The 19,458-nt window shown below is 74.3% G+C and carries 17 protein-coding genes; 12 read left to right on the plus strand and 5 right to left on the minus strand.

Annotated elements, in window-relative coordinates:
* Window positions 1–43: 43 nt before the first annotated feature.
* Together G7Z13_RS12190 and G7Z13_RS12195 are read left to right on the plus strand one after the other, a co-directional pair.
* Window positions 44–1,309 carry a 6-phospho-beta-glucosidase gene (locus tag G7Z13_RS12190; RefSeq protein WP_165998652.1) on the plus strand — a complete coding sequence of 422 codons (1,266 nt, stop codon included), beginning with the start codon at window positions 44–46 and terminating at the stop codon, window positions 1,307–1,309.
* A complete protein-coding gene (locus tag G7Z13_RS12195; protein ID WP_165998654.1) occupies window positions 1,300–2,271 on the plus strand; it encodes a BadF/BadG/BcrA/BcrD ATPase family protein in 972 nt (323 codons plus the stop codon). The genes G7Z13_RS12190 and G7Z13_RS12195 overlap by 10 nt, the downstream gene beginning before the upstream one ends.
* A gap of 41 nt (window positions 2,272–2,312) precedes the next feature.
* On the opposite strand, the gene G7Z13_RS12200 is transcribed toward G7Z13_RS12195, so the two are convergent.
* Both G7Z13_RS12200 and G7Z13_RS12205 read right to left on the minus strand, forming a co-directional pair.
* Window positions 2,313–2,672: a DUF6415 family natural product biosynthesis protein gene (locus G7Z13_RS12200; RefSeq protein WP_165998656.1), complete on the minus strand. Its 360-nt coding sequence runs from the start codon at window positions 2,670–2,672 to the stop codon at window positions 2,313–2,315.
* A gap of 178 nt (window positions 2,673–2,850) precedes the next feature.
* Entirely contained in the window at window positions 2,851–3,078 is a 228-nt protein-coding gene (locus G7Z13_RS12205) for a hypothetical protein (RefSeq protein ID WP_165994884.1), read from the minus strand.
* A gap of 473 nt (window positions 3,079–3,551) precedes the next feature.
* On the opposite strand from G7Z13_RS12205, the gene G7Z13_RS12210 reads away from it, so the two are divergent.
* The 9 genes from G7Z13_RS12210 to G7Z13_RS12250 all read left to right on the plus strand — a co-directional run bounded on the left by G7Z13_RS12210 (window position 3,552) and on the right by G7Z13_RS12250 (window position 16,755).
* Window positions 3,552–4,046, plus strand: a complete 495-nt coding sequence (locus tag G7Z13_RS12210) for a hypothetical protein (RefSeq protein ID WP_166004882.1) — start codon at window positions 3,552–3,554, stop codon at window positions 4,044–4,046.
* Window positions 4,043–5,416, plus strand: coding sequence for a hypothetical protein (locus G7Z13_RS12215; protein ID WP_346767990.1), 1,374 nt, complete (start codon window positions 4,043–4,045; stop codon window positions 5,414–5,416). Before G7Z13_RS12210 ends, G7Z13_RS12215 begins: the two co-directional genes overlap by 4 nt.
* A gap of 276 nt (window positions 5,417–5,692) precedes the next feature.
* Complete coding sequence (locus G7Z13_RS12220) at window positions 5,693–7,093, plus strand: hypothetical protein (RefSeq protein ID WP_166004886.1); 1,401 nt, start codon at window positions 5,693–5,695, stop codon at window positions 7,091–7,093.
* A gap of 116 nt (window positions 7,094–7,209) precedes the next feature.
* Entirely contained in the window at window positions 7,210–8,172 is a 963-nt protein-coding gene (locus tag G7Z13_RS12225) for a glutamate ABC transporter substrate-binding protein (RefSeq protein WP_166004888.1), read from the plus strand.
* Between the two features lie 45 nt (window positions 8,173–8,217).
* Entirely contained in the window at window positions 8,218–9,549 is a 1,332-nt protein-coding gene (locus tag G7Z13_RS12230; protein WP_165998658.1) for a hypothetical protein, read from the plus strand.
* A complete protein-coding gene (locus tag G7Z13_RS12235) occupies window positions 9,546–12,134 on the plus strand; it encodes a serine/threonine-protein kinase (RefSeq protein ID WP_165998660.1) in 2,589 nt (862 codons plus the stop codon). Before G7Z13_RS12230 ends, G7Z13_RS12235 begins: the two co-directional genes overlap by 4 nt.
* Window positions 12,135–12,137: 3 nt before the next feature.
* Window positions 12,138–13,742, plus strand: coding sequence for a PP2C family serine/threonine-protein phosphatase (locus tag G7Z13_RS12240; RefSeq protein ID WP_165998663.1), 1,605 nt, complete (start codon window positions 12,138–12,140; stop codon window positions 13,740–13,742).
* A 120-nt stretch (window positions 13,743–13,862) separates the two neighbouring features.
* Window positions 13,863–15,209 (plus strand): VWA domain-containing protein, encoded by a 1,347-nt coding sequence (locus tag G7Z13_RS12245; protein ID WP_165998665.1) that lies wholly within the window; start codon window positions 13,863–13,865, stop codon window positions 15,207–15,209.
* Between the two features lie 82 nt (window positions 15,210–15,291).
* Window positions 15,292–16,755, plus strand: coding sequence for an FHA domain-containing protein (locus tag G7Z13_RS12250; protein WP_165998667.1), 1,464 nt, complete (start codon window positions 15,292–15,294; stop codon window positions 16,753–16,755).
* A gap of 30 nt (window positions 16,756–16,785) precedes the next feature.
* Here G7Z13_RS12250 and G7Z13_RS12255 read toward each other — a convergent pair whose 3' ends face one another.
* Complete coding sequence (locus G7Z13_RS12255; protein WP_165998669.1) at window positions 16,786–17,772, minus strand: methyltransferase domain-containing protein; 987 nt, start codon at window positions 17,770–17,772, stop codon at window positions 16,786–16,788.
* Window positions 17,773–17,885: 113 nt separating this feature from the next.
* On the opposite strand from G7Z13_RS12255, the gene G7Z13_RS12260 reads away from it, so the two are divergent.
* Window positions 17,886–18,299, plus strand: a complete 414-nt coding sequence (locus G7Z13_RS12260) for a globin (protein WP_165998671.1) — start codon at window positions 17,886–17,888, stop codon at window positions 18,297–18,299.
* Window positions 18,300–18,347: 48 nt separating this feature from the next.
* Here the strand turns inward: G7Z13_RS12260 and G7Z13_RS12265 are convergent, their stop codons facing one another.
* Both G7Z13_RS12265 and G7Z13_RS12270 read right to left on the minus strand, forming a co-directional pair.
* Entirely contained in the window at window positions 18,348–19,043 is a 696-nt protein-coding gene (locus G7Z13_RS12265; RefSeq protein ID WP_165998673.1) for a hypothetical protein, read from the minus strand.
* Complete coding sequence (locus G7Z13_RS12270; RefSeq protein WP_165998675.1) at window positions 19,040–19,456, minus strand: thioesterase family protein; 417 nt, start codon at window positions 19,454–19,456, stop codon at window positions 19,040–19,042. The genes G7Z13_RS12265 and G7Z13_RS12270 overlap by 4 nt, the downstream gene beginning before the upstream one ends.
* Window positions 19,457–19,458 lie beyond the last annotated feature (2 nt).

Raw genomic sequence — 19,458 nt, forward strand, 5'->3', positions numbered from 1 at the left:
GCACCCCGACTGGACACTCACCGCAGTGAAGGGCTGGCACCGTATGAGACTCACCGTGGTAGGCGGCGGTTCGACGTACACCCCCGAACTGGTCGACGGCCTCGCCCGGCTCAGGGACACCCTCCCCGTCGACGAGCTGGTCCTCATGGACCCGGCGACGGACCGCCTGGAGCTGATCGGCAACCTCAGCCGCCGCATCCTCACCCGCCACGGCCACCACGCCCGCGTCCTGACCACCCCCGACCTCGACAAGGCCGTGGACGGCGCGGACGCGGTCCTCCTCCAGCTCCGGGTGGGCGGCCAGGCGGCCCGCGAGCAGGACGAGACCTGGCCGCTGACCTGCGGCTGCGTCGGCCAGGAGACCACCGGCGCGGGGGGCCTGGCCAAGGCCCTGCGCACGGTCCCGGTGGTCCTGGACATCGCCGACCGCGTCCGCCGCGCCAACCCCGGCGCCTGGATCGTCGACTTCACCAACCCGGTGGGCATCGTCACCCGCGCCCTGCTCCAGGCCGGCCACAAGGCGGTGGGCCTGTGCAACGTCGCCATCGGCCTGCAGCGCAAGTTCGCCGCGCTCCTCGGCGTACCGCCCGCGTCCGTCCACCTCGACCACGTCGGCCTCAACCACCTCACCTGGGAGACGGCCGTACGCCTGAACGGCCCCGACGGCGAGGACGTCCTGCCCCGCCTCCTCGCCGCCCACGGCGACACCATCGCCGCCGACCTGCGCCTGCCCCGCGCCCTCCTGGACCGCCTGGGCGTGGTCCCCTCCTACTACCTGCGCTACTACTACGCCCACGACGAGGTCGTACGGGAACTGCGCACCAGACCCTCCCGGGCGGCCGAAGTCGCGGCCATGGAACGCGAGTTGCTCACCCTCTACGCCGACCCCGCCCTGGACACCAAACCGGACCTGCTCGCCCGGCGCGGCGGCGCCTACTACTCGGAGGCCGCCGTCGACCTGGCCGCGGCCCTCCTCACGGGCACCGGAAGCCCGTACCAGGTGGTCAACACGCACAACAACGGCACGCTCCCCTTCCTCCCCGACGACGCGGTCATCGAGGTCCCCGCGACCGTGACCGGCACCGGCCCGACGCCCCTCCCCGTCGCCCCCGTCTCCCCCCTCTACGCGGGCCTGATGGCCGACGTCACCGCCTACGAGCACCTGGCCCTCGAAGCCGCCCTCCACGGCGGCCGGGACCGGGTCTTCCAGGCCCTCCTCGCCCACCCCCTCATCGGCCAGTACGAGTACGCCGACACCCTCACCGACCAGCTGATCGCACACAACCGGGAGCACCTGGCGTGGGCCTGACCGGACACGTCCTCGCCATCGACGCGGGCAACAGCAAGACCGACGTCGCCGTCGTCACCACCGACGGCGACGTCCTGGCCACGGCCCGCGGCGAGGGCTTCCGCCCACCCGCCGTCGGCCTCGACACGGCACTCGCCGCCCTCACCACCACGGTCCGCCAGGCCCTCGACACCGCCGCCCTCACCACCGTCACCCACGTCTCGGCCTGCCTCGCCAACGCCGACCTCCCCGTCGAGGAGAAGACCCTCACCGCCGCCCTGGGCGCCCGCGCCTGGGGCACCACCGTCGAGGTCCGCAACGACACCTTCGCCGTCCTGCGCGCCGGCGTCACCGAACCCCTGGGCGTCGCCGTCGTCTGCGGCGCCGGCATCAACTGCGCCGGCATGCGCCCCGACGGCCGCACCGCCCGCTTCCCCGCGCTCGGCCGCATCTCCGGCGACTGGGGCGGCGGCTGGGGCCTCGCCGAGGAGGCCCTGTTCCACGCGGCCCGCGCGGAGGACGGCCGCGGCGCGCCCACCCGCCTCGCCACCACCCTCCCCGCACACTTCGGCCTCCCCACCATGTACGCCCTCATCGAGGCCCTCCACCTCGGCCACATCCCACCCGCCCGCCGCCACGAACTCGCCCCCGTCCTCTTCGCCACCGCCGCCTGCGGCGACCCCGTCGCCCGCTCCCTCGTCGACCGCCTCGCCGACGAGATCGTCACCATGGCCACGGTCGCCCTCACCCGCCTCGACCTCCTCACCGAGCCCGCCCCCGTAATCCTCGGCGGCAGCATCCTCGCCGCACGGCACCCCCGACTCGACACCCGCATCCGCACCCTCCTCACCGACCGGGCCCCGCGAGCCGTCCCCCACGTCGTCACGGCCCCCCCGGTCCTCGGCGCGGCCCTCCTCGGCCTGGACCACCTCCAGGCACCCCCGGAGGCCCAGTCCCGCCTGCAGTCCCACTTCACCGGCTGACCAAGGCCCCGCGGAAAGCAACGCCCGGCAGCCGGAGACCGCTACGCGAGCCCGACCGGCCGCAGGCTCTCGTAGCGGGCGCACAGTTCACCGAGGGCGTACGCCAACTCGACGGCGTGCTCAGCCGCCCCCTCCGGCCCCGGCCCCACGGCGACGCTCAGCTTCTTGCGCGCCGCCCATACGGCGACCAGTCCGCCGTTGCGCAGCGGGTAGTACCGGGGCAGCTTCCGGGCGGCCTGCTCGACCACGGGCACGATCAGCTCGATGTGGCCGCGCAGCGCGCTGGTCAGCACGTCCAGGTCCGCACCGCTCGGCGGCTGCGCACCGGGACCGATCACGCGGCGGACCGTGTCGCGCATCGTCACGAGGTCCACCGGAGGGATGCCGTCCGCCACGCTCATCGGAGCCCGCCCGCCTTCCCGTGGCAAGGACACCCGCACCGCAGTACGAGCAGGACGCGGCTGGAATGGGGCAGCGCAATGTCCTTGGTCCGGCGGCACTTGCCGTGCATGTCCCGGTAGTCGGGCCGCTGCGCCAGCGTGCACTCCGCCGACAGGCTGTTAGTGGTGGTGTCGACGGTCACGGCAGCTCACCTCGCGACCGCGCATTGGCCACCGACACCCCGGCGCGCAGCGCCTCGCTCACCGCGACGGGCCGCAGCCGGCCCGGCTCCGCGTCCCACTCGCACCCACCGCCGACCGGCCGCAGCTGCACGTACGGCCCCTCGAAGCCCATCACCTTGCCGGTCTTCCCCACCCCGGTGTCCTCGACGAGGTCTCCGAGCCGCGGCTCATAGGTCACCGCCACCGCTCACCCCCCGCAGGGCCCGCCTGGGCGGTCGCGTGGATGTCCGCCCCCAGGCAGGCCACGTAGGGCCGGACGAGGACGCCCGTCGGTTCCCACGGGGGCGGGGTGTACCGCTTCCGGCGGAGGCTGCGGACGGCAACGGGCCGCGCGCCCCGGACGTCCGGCGACGGCTGCGGAGAGGGGGTGGGCCGCACCCCGCACGGGCCGAGGGTGCGGCGATGCCGCCCAGGGACTCGCGGTCCGAACAGAATCGCCCTCACCCATTCGAGTACTCGTGGTAGGAAAACCACTGTCGACGCTCCTCCATAGCGTTGGCCATGCCCCCCGGACCGTTGCACGCGGCCGCGGGGGTCCAGGGCTTGTGTGGACGGCCGGGACGTGACACACGGCAGGGCACGATCGCCGTGCTTCCCGAGGAGACCGGCGAGCCGGCGCAGGTCGTCGGCGTCCGCACGCAGACGATTCCAAGAGTTCTGACCAGGCGGGATCCGACAACCTATGACACGGAGTTGATCTTGACTCGTGCGGTGACGATCACAGGCACCCGCAGCACCGGGCACCGAGGCCCTGAGGAGTACGCGGCCCTTTTCGCCGGCTATCTGCGCCCGTTCGCCGACAGCGCTCACTTCCACATCGGCGGGGCCAAGGGCATCGATTCCCTCACTCTGCTGTGGATCGCCGACAACACGGCAGCGGACATCACCGTCGTCGTCCCCGGGACCGTGGATCAGCAGCCGGCCGAGGCGCGGCAGGCGATCGCCCGCGTCCGTGACCGCATCAGGGAGATCGTCGAGCTTCGGGCGCCGGAACTCGGGTCACCGGCCTACCACGCGAGAAACCGCTGGATGGTCGACCGCAGCAGCATGACGATCGGCTTCCCCAAGGGTGAGGACCCCGCTTCGGGCACATGGCAGACCCTCAACTACACAGCCGATCAGGGGAAGCCCCGTCTGATCGTGCCCGTGTGAACGTTTCTCGGAGCACCATGGACGGCATGGACCGCATGGACGACAGGGCCGCAGGGGCGGCGGCGCTCAAGCGGTTGCGGAAGCGGCGCGGTCTGTCCCTCGCCGCCTTCGCCCGCGTCCTCATCACGATCGCCGAGAGCCTGCACCAGCCGCCGCTCCCCGCGGTCGCCAGCGTGCAACGATCCGTGGCCCGCTGGGAATCCGCCAAGCCGACGGTGCCCGACGAACGGCATCAGCTCCTCCTGGCACACCTCTACGCACGCACACCGGGCGGCGACCTCGCGCTCGGCGCCGGCTCCGACTTCGCTCAGTACCTGGAGGTGCTCGGACTTCTCGGCGAGAGCGAGCAGCGAGTCGCCGACCTGCGCACCACGGTGCTTCGCGCGGCAACTGACCCCGGCGGAAGCATGCTCGCCCTGCTGTCCCCGGAGGTCAACGCGGGCCTGGCCGCTGCTCTGCACGATCCGGCACGCACCGACGAACGGACCCTGGCCGGACTCGCCTCCGTCGTCGCCGACGTCAACGCCCAAGTGGGCTCGCTGCCGATGGCGCGACTCCAACTGCTCCTCGCTCCAGCGGTGGAGGCTGCTCGGCGCCTCCTGAACGGACCGGTACCAGACCCGCTCATGGCCCCTCTCCGCGAGGTGGCGGTCGCCGGCATGACGCTGGCCGCGCGGCTGGCGTTCGAGACACGGGACGACACCGCTTCGCGTGCCCTGTACGCAGAGGCGTCGCAGCAGGCGAGAAGACTCGCCGAGCCGTGGCGGCAAGCCGGCGTCCACATGAGCCACGCGCTGACCAGCCTGTATGCCAGGCAAGGGCTCGACGAAGCACGACGGCTCGTCGACGAAGCCGTTGGCGCCGCACGCACGGGGCAGAGCGCACTGGTGCGCGCCCGAGCCCACGCCCTCCAGGCCGAGCTGGCAGCGCGCGCCGGGCACAAGCGGCAGGCCCGGACCGCGCTCGGGCTCGCCTGGTACGACATGGAGGCCGATCACGCGGGGGACCCCGCGCCGACCAGCTTCTCCCCCGGTCACCTGCGCGGCTTCGAGGGCGTGTGCGAGCTGTACGTCGGTGACCCGTCGGAGGCTCACGACCGGTTCGCCCGGTCGGCCTCCACCCTCGCTGCTCCCAGGGAGCGGGTGCAGCAGGCGATCGTCAGAACCGACCAGGCACTCGCCCGCATCCGGCTCGGTGAACCCGAGGCTGCCGCCGACCTGCTGCACGACTGCGTGGACGCGGCGTCCGCTACGGGCGGTCGGGTACCGGCACTGCGCCTGAGAGGGGCACGGCAGGAGTTGGTGCCGTGGCGGCGGGAGGACTGGGTGGCCGACCTCGACGACCACATCATGGACGCGTTCGGCACCTGACCGGCCGTCCACACCCGGGCCGCCCCCGCCAGGCACCGGCAGCACGCCACCCCGCCTCCGACGGCACCCCCGGGCGCCCCACCTCGAAAGGGAACCGATCCACCCCCACCGGCGTATTCACTGCAGGGGGAGCGCCGCACGACCGCACACCACACCGCACCGCGCCACCGCACCACTTCGCGATCCGCTCAAGACCGAGCCGCACCCGGTGCGGATGTCACTCCGGGCAGCGATACTTGCGGCGACAGATGACCATGGGGGAGGTCAAGCGTGAGCGTGACGACCACGCCGAACGGCGCCCGCGCCGCGGCACCACCGCCACAGCAGCAGTCACCGCCGCAGCAGCAGCCACCGCGCCGCACCGCCTTCGCGGAAGGCTGGGACCACCTCCGGGCCGCCGCCACCACGGAACCCGGCCGCCTGCGCATCATCGGTGCCGTCCTCGCCTCCCTCGTCCTCGCCTTCGGCACCGTCACCGCCTGGCAGACCACCACCCGCACCGCCGCCGCCGACGACGTCCTCCACAGCAGCCGACCCCTCACCTCCGCCGCGGCCGACATCTACCGCTCCCTCACGGACGCGAACACCGCCGCGTCCAGCGGCTTCCTCGCCGGCGGCCAGGAGTCCGAGGAGACCCGCGAGCGCTACGAGAAGGACATCCGCACGGCCGCCGCCAAACTGGTCACGGCCGCGAACAGCAGCGACCCGGGCTCCCCCTCCGCCCGTACCATCGCCACGCTGAACAGACTCCTGCCGGAGTACAAGGGCCTGATCGAACGCGCCCGCGCCAACAACCGCCAGGGCTACCCCCTCGGCGGTGCCTACCTGCGCCACGCGAACGACACGATGCAGACCCGGATGCTCCCGGCCGCCGAGGCCCTCTACACCTCCGAGAGCCGCCGCCTGCGCGCCGACTACGCCGACGCCACCCCCTACCCCTGGGCCGCCATCGCCCTGGGTGCCACCACGCTCGCCGTCCTCGCCTGGGCCCAGCACCGCACGTACCGCCGTACGAACCGGGTCCTGAACCACGGCCTGGTCGCCGCCACCGCGGCCACCGCGATCGCCCTGCTGTGGCTGACCGTCGGCCACACCGTCGCCCGCGCCGGCCTGCACGACTCCTACGACCACGGCGTCCGTTCCCTCGACGTCCTGCACGAGGCCCGCATCGCGTCCCTCAAGGCCCGCGGCAACGAGAACCTGACCCTGGTCAACCGCGGCGCGGAGACCGTCGAGGTCGCACCGGGCGAGTTCGACGACAAGTTCGACGTGGCGTACCGGGCGTCGATGAAGGACCTGGCCGAGGGCCTGGCGGAGGCCGCCGCCCTCGCCGACGACGACACGGGCAAGGCCCCGGTACGCGCCGCCACCGGCAACATGGACGTCTGGCAGGACCGTCACCGGCAGGCCCGCAAGGCCGACGACGCGGGTGACTACCAGACGGCCCTGGACAGGATCATCGGCGCGAAGAGCAAGCAGCCGACCGGCGAGTGCTTCGACAGCGTCGACCGTAACCTCCAGACGGCGATCGCCCACGAGGAACGGGAGTTCGAGCGGTCGGCCGGTGACGGCAGGGACGCGCTGACGGGCCTGGCGGCGGGCGCCGCGGTCCTCGCCGTGCTGGGCGCGGCCGGCGCGCTGCTGGGCATCGGCCGCAGGCTGTCGGAGTACCGGTGAAGGGACCGACGATGACCGGACGAACTGACACCGCCGCGAGCGCGGGACCGGACGCCGCGACCCGCCGCCCCCACCGCCCGCCGGCGGCCCTGAAGGGCTGGGGCGGTGTCACCGCGATGGCCGCGGTCTGCGTCCTGACCCTCGTCCTGGCCCTGCTCCTGCCGCACACGCAGAGCAGCCGCACGGACGCCGCCGTCACGGCCGGGCAGGGCGGCACGGAGGCGACCGTCGCCAGGGCCGAGGAGTGCGAGGACCCGGAGGACCAGAGCCTTTCCCCGTCCACCGCCGAGGGCGAAGCCGTCGCCGCCATCAAGCAGCGCGGCTACCTCTCCGTCGGCGTCGACCAGAACAGCTACCGCTGGGGCTACCGCAACCCGAACAGCACGGCGAAGACGGTCGAGCTGGAGGGCTTCGACATCGACCTCGCCCGCCGCATCGCGGAGAAGCTCCTCGGCGACCCGGACCGCATCCGCTTCAAGGCGATCCCGACCAACCAGCGCATCCCGGCGATCAGGAACGGCCAGGTCGACATGGTGGTCCGCACGATGACGATCACCTGCGCCCGGCTGAAGGAAGTCGCCTTCTCCGCGCCGTACTTCCTCACCGGCCAGCAGGTCCTGGCCCCCGTCTCGTCCACCGTGAAGGGCTACGACGACACCCTCGCCGGCAAGCGGATCTGCTCGGCGAAGGGTTCGACGGCGTACGAGAAGCTGGCCGAGGACCGCGCGAGCGGCGACCTGCCCGCGTCGGCCGACATCTCCACCACGGTCCCCAACCAGCTGGACTGCCTGGTCCGGCTCCAACTCGGCGAGGTGGACGCGGTGGTGACGGACAGCGCGCTCGCCGCGAGCCAGGCCGCGCAGGACCCGGCGGTGGAACTCAAGGGCAAGCGCTTCACGACCGAGTACTACGGGGTGGCGATGAAGAAGCAGTCCCCGGATCTGGTACGCCGGGTCAACCGGATCCTGGCGGACTACCGCGAAGACGGCGGATGGAAGACGTCGTACGACAAGTGGCTGTCGCCGACGCTGGGTAGGGACTCGGAGTCGGCTACCCCGCCGGCGCCGGATTACCGGTAACGAGCCCCACCCGCCAACCCCCCATCAGCAAGCGAGAGGTGATCGATGAGCGTCACGGGAACCTCCGGTCCGGTCATGGACAGGGACGAGGTAGACCGGGCGCTGGCGCGGCTCGGCGCCGAGCACGAGGCCATCGAGACCTCACTGCTCGCCCTCCAGGACCACGCGGGCCGCCGCCTGCTGGAGGGCGCCGAACTGACGGGCGTCACCAAGGAGCGCTGGGCGGCGACGGAGGCGTCGATCAGCCTGCTGTGGACGTGCTTCGACGCCTACACGGACGCGTTGCGCACCGCCCGCGAGATCCGCGCCCGCCGCCGCTGGTCCAGCCGCGAGGACCTGGTGGCCCTGACGGAGCTGCTGCGCGGCGAGTCCGTCACGGTCGCGGGCGGCGAGGCGGCCCGCCTCAGCACCCGCTACTCCCTGGCCGCGCTCGTGGACCGGATGAACGAGCTGTACGCGGCCTCGCTGGACATGGTGGTGGCCGCCGACGCGGTCTGGTCGGCGCTGCCCGCCCGGATCGACCTCCTGGCCGCCGAGCTGCAACGCACCCGCACCCTGGCCCACTCGGTGGGCGTCCGCCCCGGCGAGCACCCGGCGGGCGACGACCTGGAGCGCATCACCCGCACTCTGACGGCCCTGCGCGCGCAGGTGATCTCCGACCCGCTGGCCTTCTGGCGGCCCGCCGAGGGCAGCAGCGCGCCCGGCGGCGGCAAACCGGACACCACGGTGTACGACCGGGAGGCGCGCGCCCTGGAGGACGTGCGCCGGGAGATCGACGCGGTCCTCACCGTCCGGCAGGACGCGGAACAGCGCCTGATCAGGCTGCGGGACGTGCTCTCGCGCGCGGACCGCACCTTCGCCGAGGCCCGCATCGCGCGCGGGGAGGTCCTGGCGAAGATCGCCGCGACGGAGGTCCCGGTGGTCAGCGGCCCGCCGACCGTGCTGCAGGAGCAGCTGGCGACCGCCGCCGAGTACCGCAGGACCGCGCAGTGGCACCGTCTCTCCCCGCTCCTGGAGTCCCTGGAGCAGAAGGCGGAGGACGAACTGCTGCGCGCCCGCGAGTCGCTGACGGCGGTCACCGCGCCGCTCGCGGTCCGCGCGGAGCTGCGCGGCCGGCTCGACGCGTACAAGGCGAAGGTGGCCCGGCACGGCCTGGCGGAGGACCCGCTGCTGGTGGAGCGGTACGACGCGGCGCGCCGCATGCTGTGGAGCGCGCCCTGCGACCTGCGGGTCGCCGAGCAGGCGGTGCTGCGCTACCAGCAGGCGGTGGCGGAACTCCTCGGCACCCCGCGGATCCCGTCGCAGGGCGGCCCCGCGCAGGATGCCGCGCCGCACGGCCGCGAAGCGGGGACACACAGGGGGGATTCCTCGGCATGACCGGAACACCGAGCACCTGTCAGCGCCCCGGCTGCGGCGGCGCGTACGAGGACGTCGGCGGCGGCGAGCTGTACTGCGACACCTGCGGGCTCGCCCCGGTGGTGTCGCCGACCGGCTCGGTCGGCTCGCCGCCCACCGGGGTGACCGGCGGCGGCAACGCCCCGGCGGGCAGCCGCAGCGCCCGCTCGGCCGGCGGCCGGGGCGGCTCCCGCACGTCGGCGCGGTCGTCGGCGCAGTCGGCGCGGTCGTCGGCGCAGTCGGCGCGGTCGTCGGCGGGGTCGTCGCGGTCGGCGCAGTCGTCGCCGTCGTCGAGGTCACGCCGCTCGGTCTCGGGCCGCCTGTCGCGTTCCGTGCCGGGCAGCGCCTCCAACCGCTCGGTGTCGGTGCGGGGTTCGGCCTCCGGGTCCACCTCCAGCGGGCGGGGGCGGCTGGGCGCGGGCCTGGTGCAGGTCCCGCAGGTGCCGCGGCCCGACCCGCGCGCGATGGTGCTGGCGAACCCGGAGGTGCCGGAGCGCAAGCGGTTCTGCTCCCGCGCCGACTGCGGTGCCCCGGTGGGCCGTTCGCGGGGCGACCGTCCGGGCCGCACGGAGGGCTTCTGCACCAAGTGCGGCCACCCGTACTCGTTCGTGCCCAAGCTGCGCGCGGGCGACATCGTGCACGGCCAGTACGAGGTGGCGGGCTGCCTCGCGCACGGGGGCCTGGGCTGGATCTACCTCGCCGTGGACCGCGCGGTCGCCGACCGCTGGGTGGTCCTCAAGGGCCTGCTGGACACCGGCGACCAGGACGCGATGGCGGCGGCGATCTCCGAGCGCCGCTTCCTCGCGGAGATCGAGCACGCCAACATCGTGCGGATCTACAACTTCGTCGAGCACCTGGACCAGCGCACCGGCTCCCTCGACGGCTACATCGTCATGGAGTACGTCGGCGGCAAGTCCCTCAAGGAGATCGCCAACGCCCGCCGCACCCCCGACGGCCGCCGCGACCCGCTGCCGGTCGAACAGGCCTGCGCGTACGGCATCGAGGCCCTGGAGGCCCTCGGCCACCTCCACAGCCGCAACCTGCTCTACTGCGACTTCAAGGTCGACAACGCCATCCAGACCGAGGACCAGCTCAAGCTGATCGACATGGGCGCGGTGCGCCGCATGGACGACGACGAGTCCGCGATCTACGGCACGGTCGGCTACCAGGCGCCCGAGGTCGCCGAGACGGGCCCGTCGGTGGCGTCCGACCTGTACACGGTGGGCCGCACCCTCGCCGTCCTCACCCTCGACTTCCAGGGCTACACCAACGTCTACGCCGACTCGCTGCCCGACCCCGACACCATCGAGGTCTTCCGGCGGTACGAGTCCTTCTACCGCCTCCTGGTCCGCGCCACGGACCCGGACCCGGACCGCAGGTTCACCTCCGCGCAGGAGATGGCGGAGCAGCTGACGGGTGTGCTGCGCGAGGTCGTCTCCCTCCAGACCGGGCGGGCCCGCCCGGCGCTGTCGACGCTGTTCGGCCCGGAACTGCGGGCCACCGACACGGAGTTGTTCCCGCCGCCGGCCGGGGAGGTGTCGCGTCTGGGGGCGCGCCCGACCGGCCCGCGCGCCGCCGCGCCGCCGCCCCCGCTCCCGCCCGTCCCGGGGGGTACGCCGTCCCTGGTCAGGCCGGTGCCGACGGCCGCCGCCGCGCTCGCGCTGCCCGTCCCGCACGTGGACCCCGCCGACCCCAACGCCGGGTTCCTGGCCGGTCTGCTGACGTCCGCGTCGGCCGAGCTGATCGCCGCGCTGACCGCCGTACCGGCGCAGTCGGCGGAGACCAGGCTGCGGCAGGTGCGCGCGTGGCTGGAGAGCGGGGACACGGCGACCGCGCTGACCGTGCTGGCCGCGCTGGAGGAGGAGCGCCCCGACGACTGGCGGGTGGTCTGGTACCGGGGCGTCGCCTCGCTGGTGACCGGCGACCACGAGGGCGCGGCGCTCGCCTTCGACGCGATCTACGACGCGTTCCCCGGTGAGACGGCGCCCAAGCTGGCCCTCGGCCTGTGCGCGGAGGTGCTGGGCCAGCTGGACAACGCCGCCGAGTACTACCGCCTGGTGTGGTCGACCGATCCGAGCTGTGTGAGCGCCGCGTTCGACCTGGCCCGCGTCCAGCTCGCCGCCGGCGACCGGCGGGCCGCCGTCCGCACGCTGGAGTCGGTCCCGGAGGCGTCCATCCACTACACGGCCGCCCGCGTGGCCGCGGTCCGGGCCCGGCTGCGGCAGCGCACGGCCACCGCCGCCGACGTACCCTTCCTGGAGGACCTGACGGCCGCCGCGGGGCAGGTCGAGGCGCTCGACGCGTACGGTCTGGACCCGACGCGGCGCGAGCAGTTGGCCACGGAAGTGCTCGGCAGCGCGTTGGACTGGATACTCTCCGGGGGCCAGGGTTCCGTCCCTCCCGCCGCTGGGGGACGGACGCTGCTCGGCAGCGACCTGGACGAACGGGGCCTGCGCTTCGGGCTGGAACGTTCGTACCGCACGCTGGCACGGCTGGCGCGGAGCGGCGAGGAGAGGATCGACCTGGTGGAACGTGCCAATCGTTACCGCCCCCGGACGTGGGTGTAGTTGATGTCGCAGATGCCGCCCCGGCAGGCCGCCGTGACGCAGTGCCCGAGCTGCGCGGAACCGCTGGAACAGGGGGACCGTTTCTGCGGTGCCTGCGGATACGACCTGTCGGCCGTACCGCCACGCCCGCGTGAGGTCCCGCCGCCGGCCGTACCCGCACCGCCGGGACTCGCCGGCACCTCGCTGCCTCCGGGGTACGCCCCGCAGCCCGGCGCGGAGGCCACGCTGCCGCCGGAGTACGGCCAGGCACCGGCCGCCCACCCCGCCACCCCCGTCGTACCCGCGCCCGCGCCCCCGCCCGCGCCGTACGCCAACGGCCCGATGCCGTACGGGAACACGCCGCCCCCGCCCTCCGTCCCGGCGCCCCCGGCCCCCCCGGCTCCCCCGGCTCCCCCGGCCCCGCCCGCACCCCCGGCGCACGCCCCGGCGTCTCCGGCGCCCGACGCGCCCCCGTACGCGCCCGCGCCCGCCCCGGCCCCCGGCGTCCGCTTCGCCCTGCGCGCCACGGACCGGTCCGGCGAGTCCGGCACGCCGGCCCCCCTCCACGGACCGGCCGGTACCCCCGCGCCCGAGCCGGCCGTGCCCGCCGCGCCCGCCGCGCCCGCCGCGCCCGCCGCGGCCGACGAGTACCCGCTCCAGGCCCCGGACCCGCGGATCGCGGAACGCGCCGCCGCCGCGCCGCCCGCCGGCCCCGCCCGGCTCTGCGTCGCCTGCCGGGCCGGCCGGGTCGACGACGACGGCTACTGCGAGAACTGCGGCCACGCCCAGCCCCGCGAACGCGACCACCTGGAGGAGGAGTCCGGCCCCGTCGCCGCCGTCAGCGACCGCGGCCTGCGCCACCACCGCAACGAGGACGCGTTCGCCATCGGCACCACCGCGCTGCCCGACGGGTCCCCCGCCGCCGTGGCGGTCGTCTGCGACGGCGTGTCCTCGGCGACCCGCCCGGACGACGCCTCCCTCGCCGCGTCCCGCGCGGCGAGCGCCGCGCTGCTCGCCGCGCTGCCGCACGGCACCCACCCCCAGCAGGCCATGCACGAGGCGATCGTCGCCGCCTCGCAGGCGGTGAACGCCCTGGCCCACGAGCCCGCCACGGCCCGCGAGCACGCCCCGCACCAGAACGCCCCGGCGTGCACCCTGGTCGGCGCGGTGGTGACGAACGGTCTGCTGGTGGTCGGCTGGGTCGGCGACAGCCGCGCCTACTGGGTCCCCCTGGACCGCACCGCGCCCGCGGCCCGCCTCACCGAGGACGACTCCTGGGCCGCGCAGATGGTCGCCGCGGGCCTGATGAACGAGGCCGAGGCGTACGCCGACGAGCGCGCCCACGCGATCACCGGCTGGCTCGGCGCGGACGCCTACGAACTGGAGCCGCACACCGCCTCGTTCAAGCCGGACCGCCCCGGTGTCGTGATCGTCTGCACGGACGGCCTGTGGAACTACGCGGAGGCCGCCGAGGAGATGGCCGGCGTCCTCCCGCCCGACGCCGCCGACCGGCCGCTGCACAGCGCCCGCGTCCTGGTCGGGCACGCGCTCGACGGCGGGGGCCACGACAACGTAACAGTGGCCGTCCTGCCGTTCCCCGCCCCGCCGCAAGGGGCAGGATCCGCCTGAGGCGTCGGGCGACACGGAAAAGCCGCGCGCGACGGGGAAGCCTCGCCGGACCGGAGGGGACCGGTCCGGCCACAGCCGTGACCCCGCTCCGGCGGGGCACCAAGGGGGAGTCGAGTACGCATGGCCAGACTGTCGAAGTCGAACGTGCCCCGGTTCTCGGTGGACGTGTACCAGAACGAGTTCCTCCCGGAGGGCGGCCGGGAGGTCAACGCGATCGTCACGGTGACCGCGACCGGCGGCGGCACCCTCGGCAGCGCCGTCACCGCACCGCAGGTGTACGCGCCCGGCCAGGGCCCGTCCGCCGCCGTGGCGATCATGGTCGACTGCTCGGGGTCGATGGACTACCCGCCGGCCAAGATGCGCAACGCCCGGGACGCGACCGCCGCCGCGATCGACACCCTGCGCGACGGCGTGCACTTCGCGGTGATCGGCGGCACCCATGTGGCCAAGGAGGTCTATCCGGGCGGCGGGCGGCTCGCGACCGCGAGCCCCACCACCCGGGAACAGGCCAAGCAGGCGCTGCGCAGGCTGAGCGCGGGCGGCGGCACCGCCATCGGCACCTGGCTGCGCCTCGCCGACCGGCTGCTGTCCTCCGCGGACGTGGCCATCCGGCACGGCATCCTGCTCACCGACGGCCGCAACGAACACGAGTCGCCGGAGGACCTGAAGGCCTCCCTGGACGCCTGCGCCGGACGTTTCACCTGTGACGCGCGCGGCGTCGGCACCGACTGGGAAGTGAAAGAAGTCACAGGCATCGCCTCGGCGCTGCTCGGCAGCGCCGACATCGTCGCCGATCCGGCCGCTCTCGCCGCCGACTTCACGCGGATGATGGAGACGGCGATGGGCAAGGAGGTCGCGGACGTCGCGCTGCGGCTGTGGACGCCGGTCGGCACGACCATCACGTTCGTCAAGCAGGTGGCGCCCACGGTCGAGGACCTGACCGGCCGCCGCACCGAGGCCGGCCCGCGCGCCGGTGACTACCCCACCGGTTCCTGGGGGGACGAGTCCCGTGACTACCACCTCTGCGTGGAGGTTCCCGCCGCGGACCTCGGCCAGGAGATGCTGGCGGCGCGGGTCTCGCTGGTGATCCCGCAGCCCGACGGCGGCGCGCACAACCTCGGCGCCCAGGGTCTCGTACGGGCCGTGTGGACCGACGACATGGCCGCGTCGACGTCGATCAACCCCCAGGTCGCCCACTACACCGGGCAGGCCGAACTCGCCCAGGTCATCCAGGAAGGGCTCGATCTGCGCAAATCCGGAGACATCGATGGAGCAACGGCCAAACTGGGGCGCGCCGTTCAGCTCGCCGGCGCCTCGGGGAACGCGGATACTGCGAAACTGCTTGCGAAGGTGGTGGACGTGGTCGACGCCGCGACAGGTACTGTGCGACTGAAGGCGAAGGTCGCGGAGGCCGACGAGATGACTCTCGAGACTCGGTCCACCAAGACTGTTCGTGTAAAGAAGTGACGTAAACAGGAACGAGCCTGACCCCTTGGGGTTGGAGAAATCCGGTCGAAGCGACCGGAAAAGGAGAGGGGGAAGCGCCGACATGCCGACCTGCCCGAACGGACACCAGTCGGGTTCCGACGACTGGTGCGAGGTCTGCGGTCACCGCATGGCCGGAGCCGTGCCCCCGCCCCCGCCTCCGCCGCCGCCCGGCGGTGGCGGATACGGCTTCCCGCCGCCCGCGCCCGGCGCGACCGGCCGGCCGGCCGCCGCGCCCAGCCCGCAGCCGGAGCTGTGCCCGCAGTGCCGCACGCCCCGCGAGGGCGGCGCGCCGTTCTGCGAGGAGTGCCGGTGGAACTTCCTGACCAACACCGCGACCTCGTACACCCCGGCCGCGCCGTCCCCCCCGCGCCCGCCGGCACCCGGCCCCGGCCAGGGCCCGGGCCCCGACCCGCGCTTCCAGCGGCCGCCCGGCCCGCCGTCGTACGGCGGCACGGACCAGTACGAGTACCAGGGCTCCCGCCCGTCACAGGTGAACCGTCCCGCGGAACCGATCCCTCCGGGCGGCCCCGGCTTCGGCGGTGAGCCCGGTGGCCCCGGCGGACACGGCGCTCCCGGCATGCCGCCCAGGCCCGGCGGACCCGGTGGTCCCGGTGGACCCGGTGGACCCGGTGGTCCCGGTGGTCCCGGCGGCTTCCCCGGCCCCGGCGGCGGTCCGGGTCAGCCCGGCGGCCCCTTCGGCGAGCGCCCCGGCGGTCCCTCCCCCGTGCCCGGCCAGGCGGGTCCGCCGCCCGGTTACGGCGCGGACCCCTCGCGTCCGGTCCCTCCGCCGCCCGGCCCGCCCGGCGGCCCCGGTGGTCCGGGCGGTCCCGGTGCGCCGGGTGGCGCCCCGCAGGCCTTCCACCGGCCGGGCCCCGGTGGTCCCGGCGGCCCCGGTGGTCCGGGCGGTCCCGGTGCCCCCGGCGGCCCGTCCTACGGCGGCGGTGACGACTGGGTGCTCTCCCCGCCGTCCACCGGCCCCGGCGGCCCCCACGGCCACGGCGGGCCCCAGACCCACGGCGGCCCCGGCGGCCCGGGTGCCCCCGCGCAGCCCGGCGGCGGCTACGGCTACCCGCACCCCGGCGCGAACCAGGCCCCGCCGCCGCCCGCCCCGCAGGGCCCGGCGACCTGGACGGCGACGATCGGCCCGGACCGCGAGTACTTCATGGCGATGATGCAGCGCTCCGGCCCCGAGGCCGCGGGCCTGAACCTGCCCGCGTACTCACCGGAGCAGCGGCGCACCCTCACCGGCAACCAGGTCACCATCGGCCGCCGCCGCCACTCCACCGGCGACACCCCCGACATCGACCTGTCGGTGCCGCCGGAGGACCCGGGTGTCTCGCACCAGCACGCGGTGCTGGTCCAGCAGCCGGACGGCAGCTGGGCGATCGTCGACCAGAACTCGACCAACGGCACCACGGTCAACGGCGCCGAGGAGCCGATCCAGCCGTTCGTGCCGGTGCCGCTCCAGGACGGCGACCGGGTGCACGTGGGCGCCTGGACGACGATCACCATCCGCCGCGGCTGACCGCCGGGGCGGACCGCCGGACGGGACGGCTCATCCCGGAAGGGGCCAGGCATACGGCCCCTCCGGGTCGTCCAGCCACGCCCACTCCCCCTCGCCGGTGACCGTGATGCCGTAGCGGTCGCGGCGCGGCCGGCCCTCGCGCTCCCACAGCGCGTACGCCTCCTGCGGGTCGAGGCTGCCGCGGGTCAGCGCGGACAGGAACCGGAACAGGTCGTCCTCGCGGCCCCGGCGCGGCACGGCGCCCAGCCCCGCCGGCTCGGCATCGCTCGGGCCGGCGCCGCGCAGCGGCACGAAGTAGGCCGGGGAGTCCAGGAACCGTCCCTCGGCCTGCCCGCCGGCGCCGGCCGTCAGCAGGATCAGGCCGGTGGCGAGCGGGGTGAGGATCCGGCCGCCGGGGCGGCACTGGGCGAGCCAGGCGCGCGGGATCGTGGGCAGCGCGCAGGTGGCGATGATCCGGTCGAACGGCGCCCGCTGCGGCACTCCGCGCGCGCCGTCCCCGGTGACGACCACGGGGTGGTAGCCGGCGGCGTCCAGATGCCGCCGCGCGGACTCGGTGATCTCCGGGTCGAGATCGATGGTGGTGACGAGGTCGCCGTCGCCGAGCCGGTGCGCGAGCAGGGCCGCGTTGTAGCCGCTGCCGGCGCCGATCTCCAGCACCCGGTCGCCGTCCTCGATCCCGAGCGCGGCCAGCATCAGCGCCATGAGGGAGGGCTGGCTGCTGGAGGAGAGCAACTGGCCGTCGCGCAGCCGGGTGGCCAGCGGCTCGTCGGCGTACGCGCCCTTCATCCAGCGCTCCCGCGCCCGCGGGTCGGGGTGTTCGCCCCAGCGGCGTTCGTATCCGCCGAGGACGCCGACGTAGTAGTACGGCACGAACAGGTGCCGCGGCACCGCGGCGAACACCTCCCGCCACACCGGGTCCGCGGCCCAGGCGCCGCTCGCCTCGATCTCCCGCACCAGCGCGGCCCGCGCGGAGACGGCGAGTTCCTCCAGGTCCTTGTCGAGAGCGTGGGCACCCATACCTCCACTGTGCTGCGCATCACAGCCAGAGGCGAGCACCCCAGGTGGGGAGGGAGCGGGGGGTCCGCGGGCGGGTCCTAGGCCTTCCGTCCTCGGTCACGGTGTCTGAGAGCATGGAGGGCGTGAGAGAGATTCGGCGTGGCACGCTTCAGGAGCAGACCTTCTACGAGCAGGTCGGCGGGGAGGAGACCTTCCGTCGGCTCGTCCACCGTTTCTACGAGGGAGTCGCCGAGGACCCGATCCTGCGGCCGATGTATCCCGAGGAGGACCTGGGCCCCGCGGAGGAGCGGCTCGCGCTCTTCCTGATGCAGTACTGGGGCGGTCCGACGACGTACAGCGAGAACCGCGGCCACCCGCGGCTGCGGATGCGCCACGCCCCGTTCACGGTCGACCGCGCGGCGCACGACGCGTGGCTGAAGCACATGCGGGTCGCCGTGGAGGAGCTCGGCCTGTCCGAGGAGCACGAGCACACGCTGTGGAACTACCTGACGTACGCGGCGGCGTCGATGGTGAACACCCCGGGCTGAGCCCGCGCCGAAGAGGGGGCGGCAGGGACCCTGTGTCCCCGGCCGCCCTCAGCTCGTCGAGCGGACGCTGACGCCCAGCAGTCCCAGCCCCTCCGGCCGGGACCGGCGTACGGCGATCGACCCGTAGGGCGTGCGCAGCCGCAGCCAGGGCCCGGAGGACAGCAGCGCCGGCGCCTCGGCGCCGGGCACGGGCCGCAGGAAGCCCAGCGACTGGGCGGCGTGCACCGCCCGCACCGGCAGGCCGGTGGCCGCGACGGTCCGGGACCAGATCTCCCGGCCGATCCGGTCCAGCTCGGCCCGCGTTCGCGCCTCGGGCGCCAGTTCCGCGGTGCGGGAGCGGAACTCGGCGACCCCGGCGGCGACCATCGCGCGCAGCGCGTCCGTCGCCGGCAGTCCGGGCTCCGGCTGCCAGCCGCCGCGCGGCGGCAGCACCCCGGCCCACGGCGGCCCGGTCACCGCGGCGGGCACGGCGGCCGTGGCCGCCTTCTCGTCCACGGACTCCAGCAGTTCGCCCGCGGAGACGGTGACGTCCAGGGTGACGTCCAGCCCGTGCTCGTACGGCTTGGCGAGCCGTACGGCGCGGATCGCCAGCACCTCGAAGGACGGCGGCCGTCCGAAGACGGCGAGCGCGGTGCCCGCCGCCTGGAGGCGCACCGCGGCCCCACGGTCGTAGTGGAGCAGCCGGGAGAGGAAGGCGGCGAGGTCCGCCGCCTCCCTCTCGTCGGCGAGGTGCAGCTCCGTCATGCCGCGCCGGCTCCCCGCTCGGCGGCGTCGTCCATGTACTCCTTGAGGAACGCGCGTTCCTCGTCGGTGATCCGGCGCGGCCGCTGCCGTTCGAAGTCGAACGGCACGATGACGGTCGACGCCCGGACGTAGACCTGGTCGCCGTCCTTCACCTCGTAGGCGATGGTGAAGGAGGCGGCCCGGATCTCGGTGACCCACAGCTCGATGGTCACCGGCTCGTGCCGGTGGACGAGCTGCCGCTTGTAGTCGATCTCGTGGCGCGCCACCACGGACCCCTGCTGGAAGTCCTTCTCCGGGCGGAAGAGGAAGTCGATACGGGCTTCCTCCAGGTAGCGCAGGAACACCACGTTGTTGACGTGGCCGTACGCGTCCATGTCCGCCCAGCGCAGCGGGCAGCGGTAGATGTGCCGCAAGA

The sequence above is a fragment of the Streptomyces sp. JB150 genome, assembly GCF_011193355.1.
In the GTDB taxonomy this organism is placed as follows: domain Bacteria; phylum Actinomycetota; class Actinomycetes; order Streptomycetales; family Streptomycetaceae; genus Streptomyces.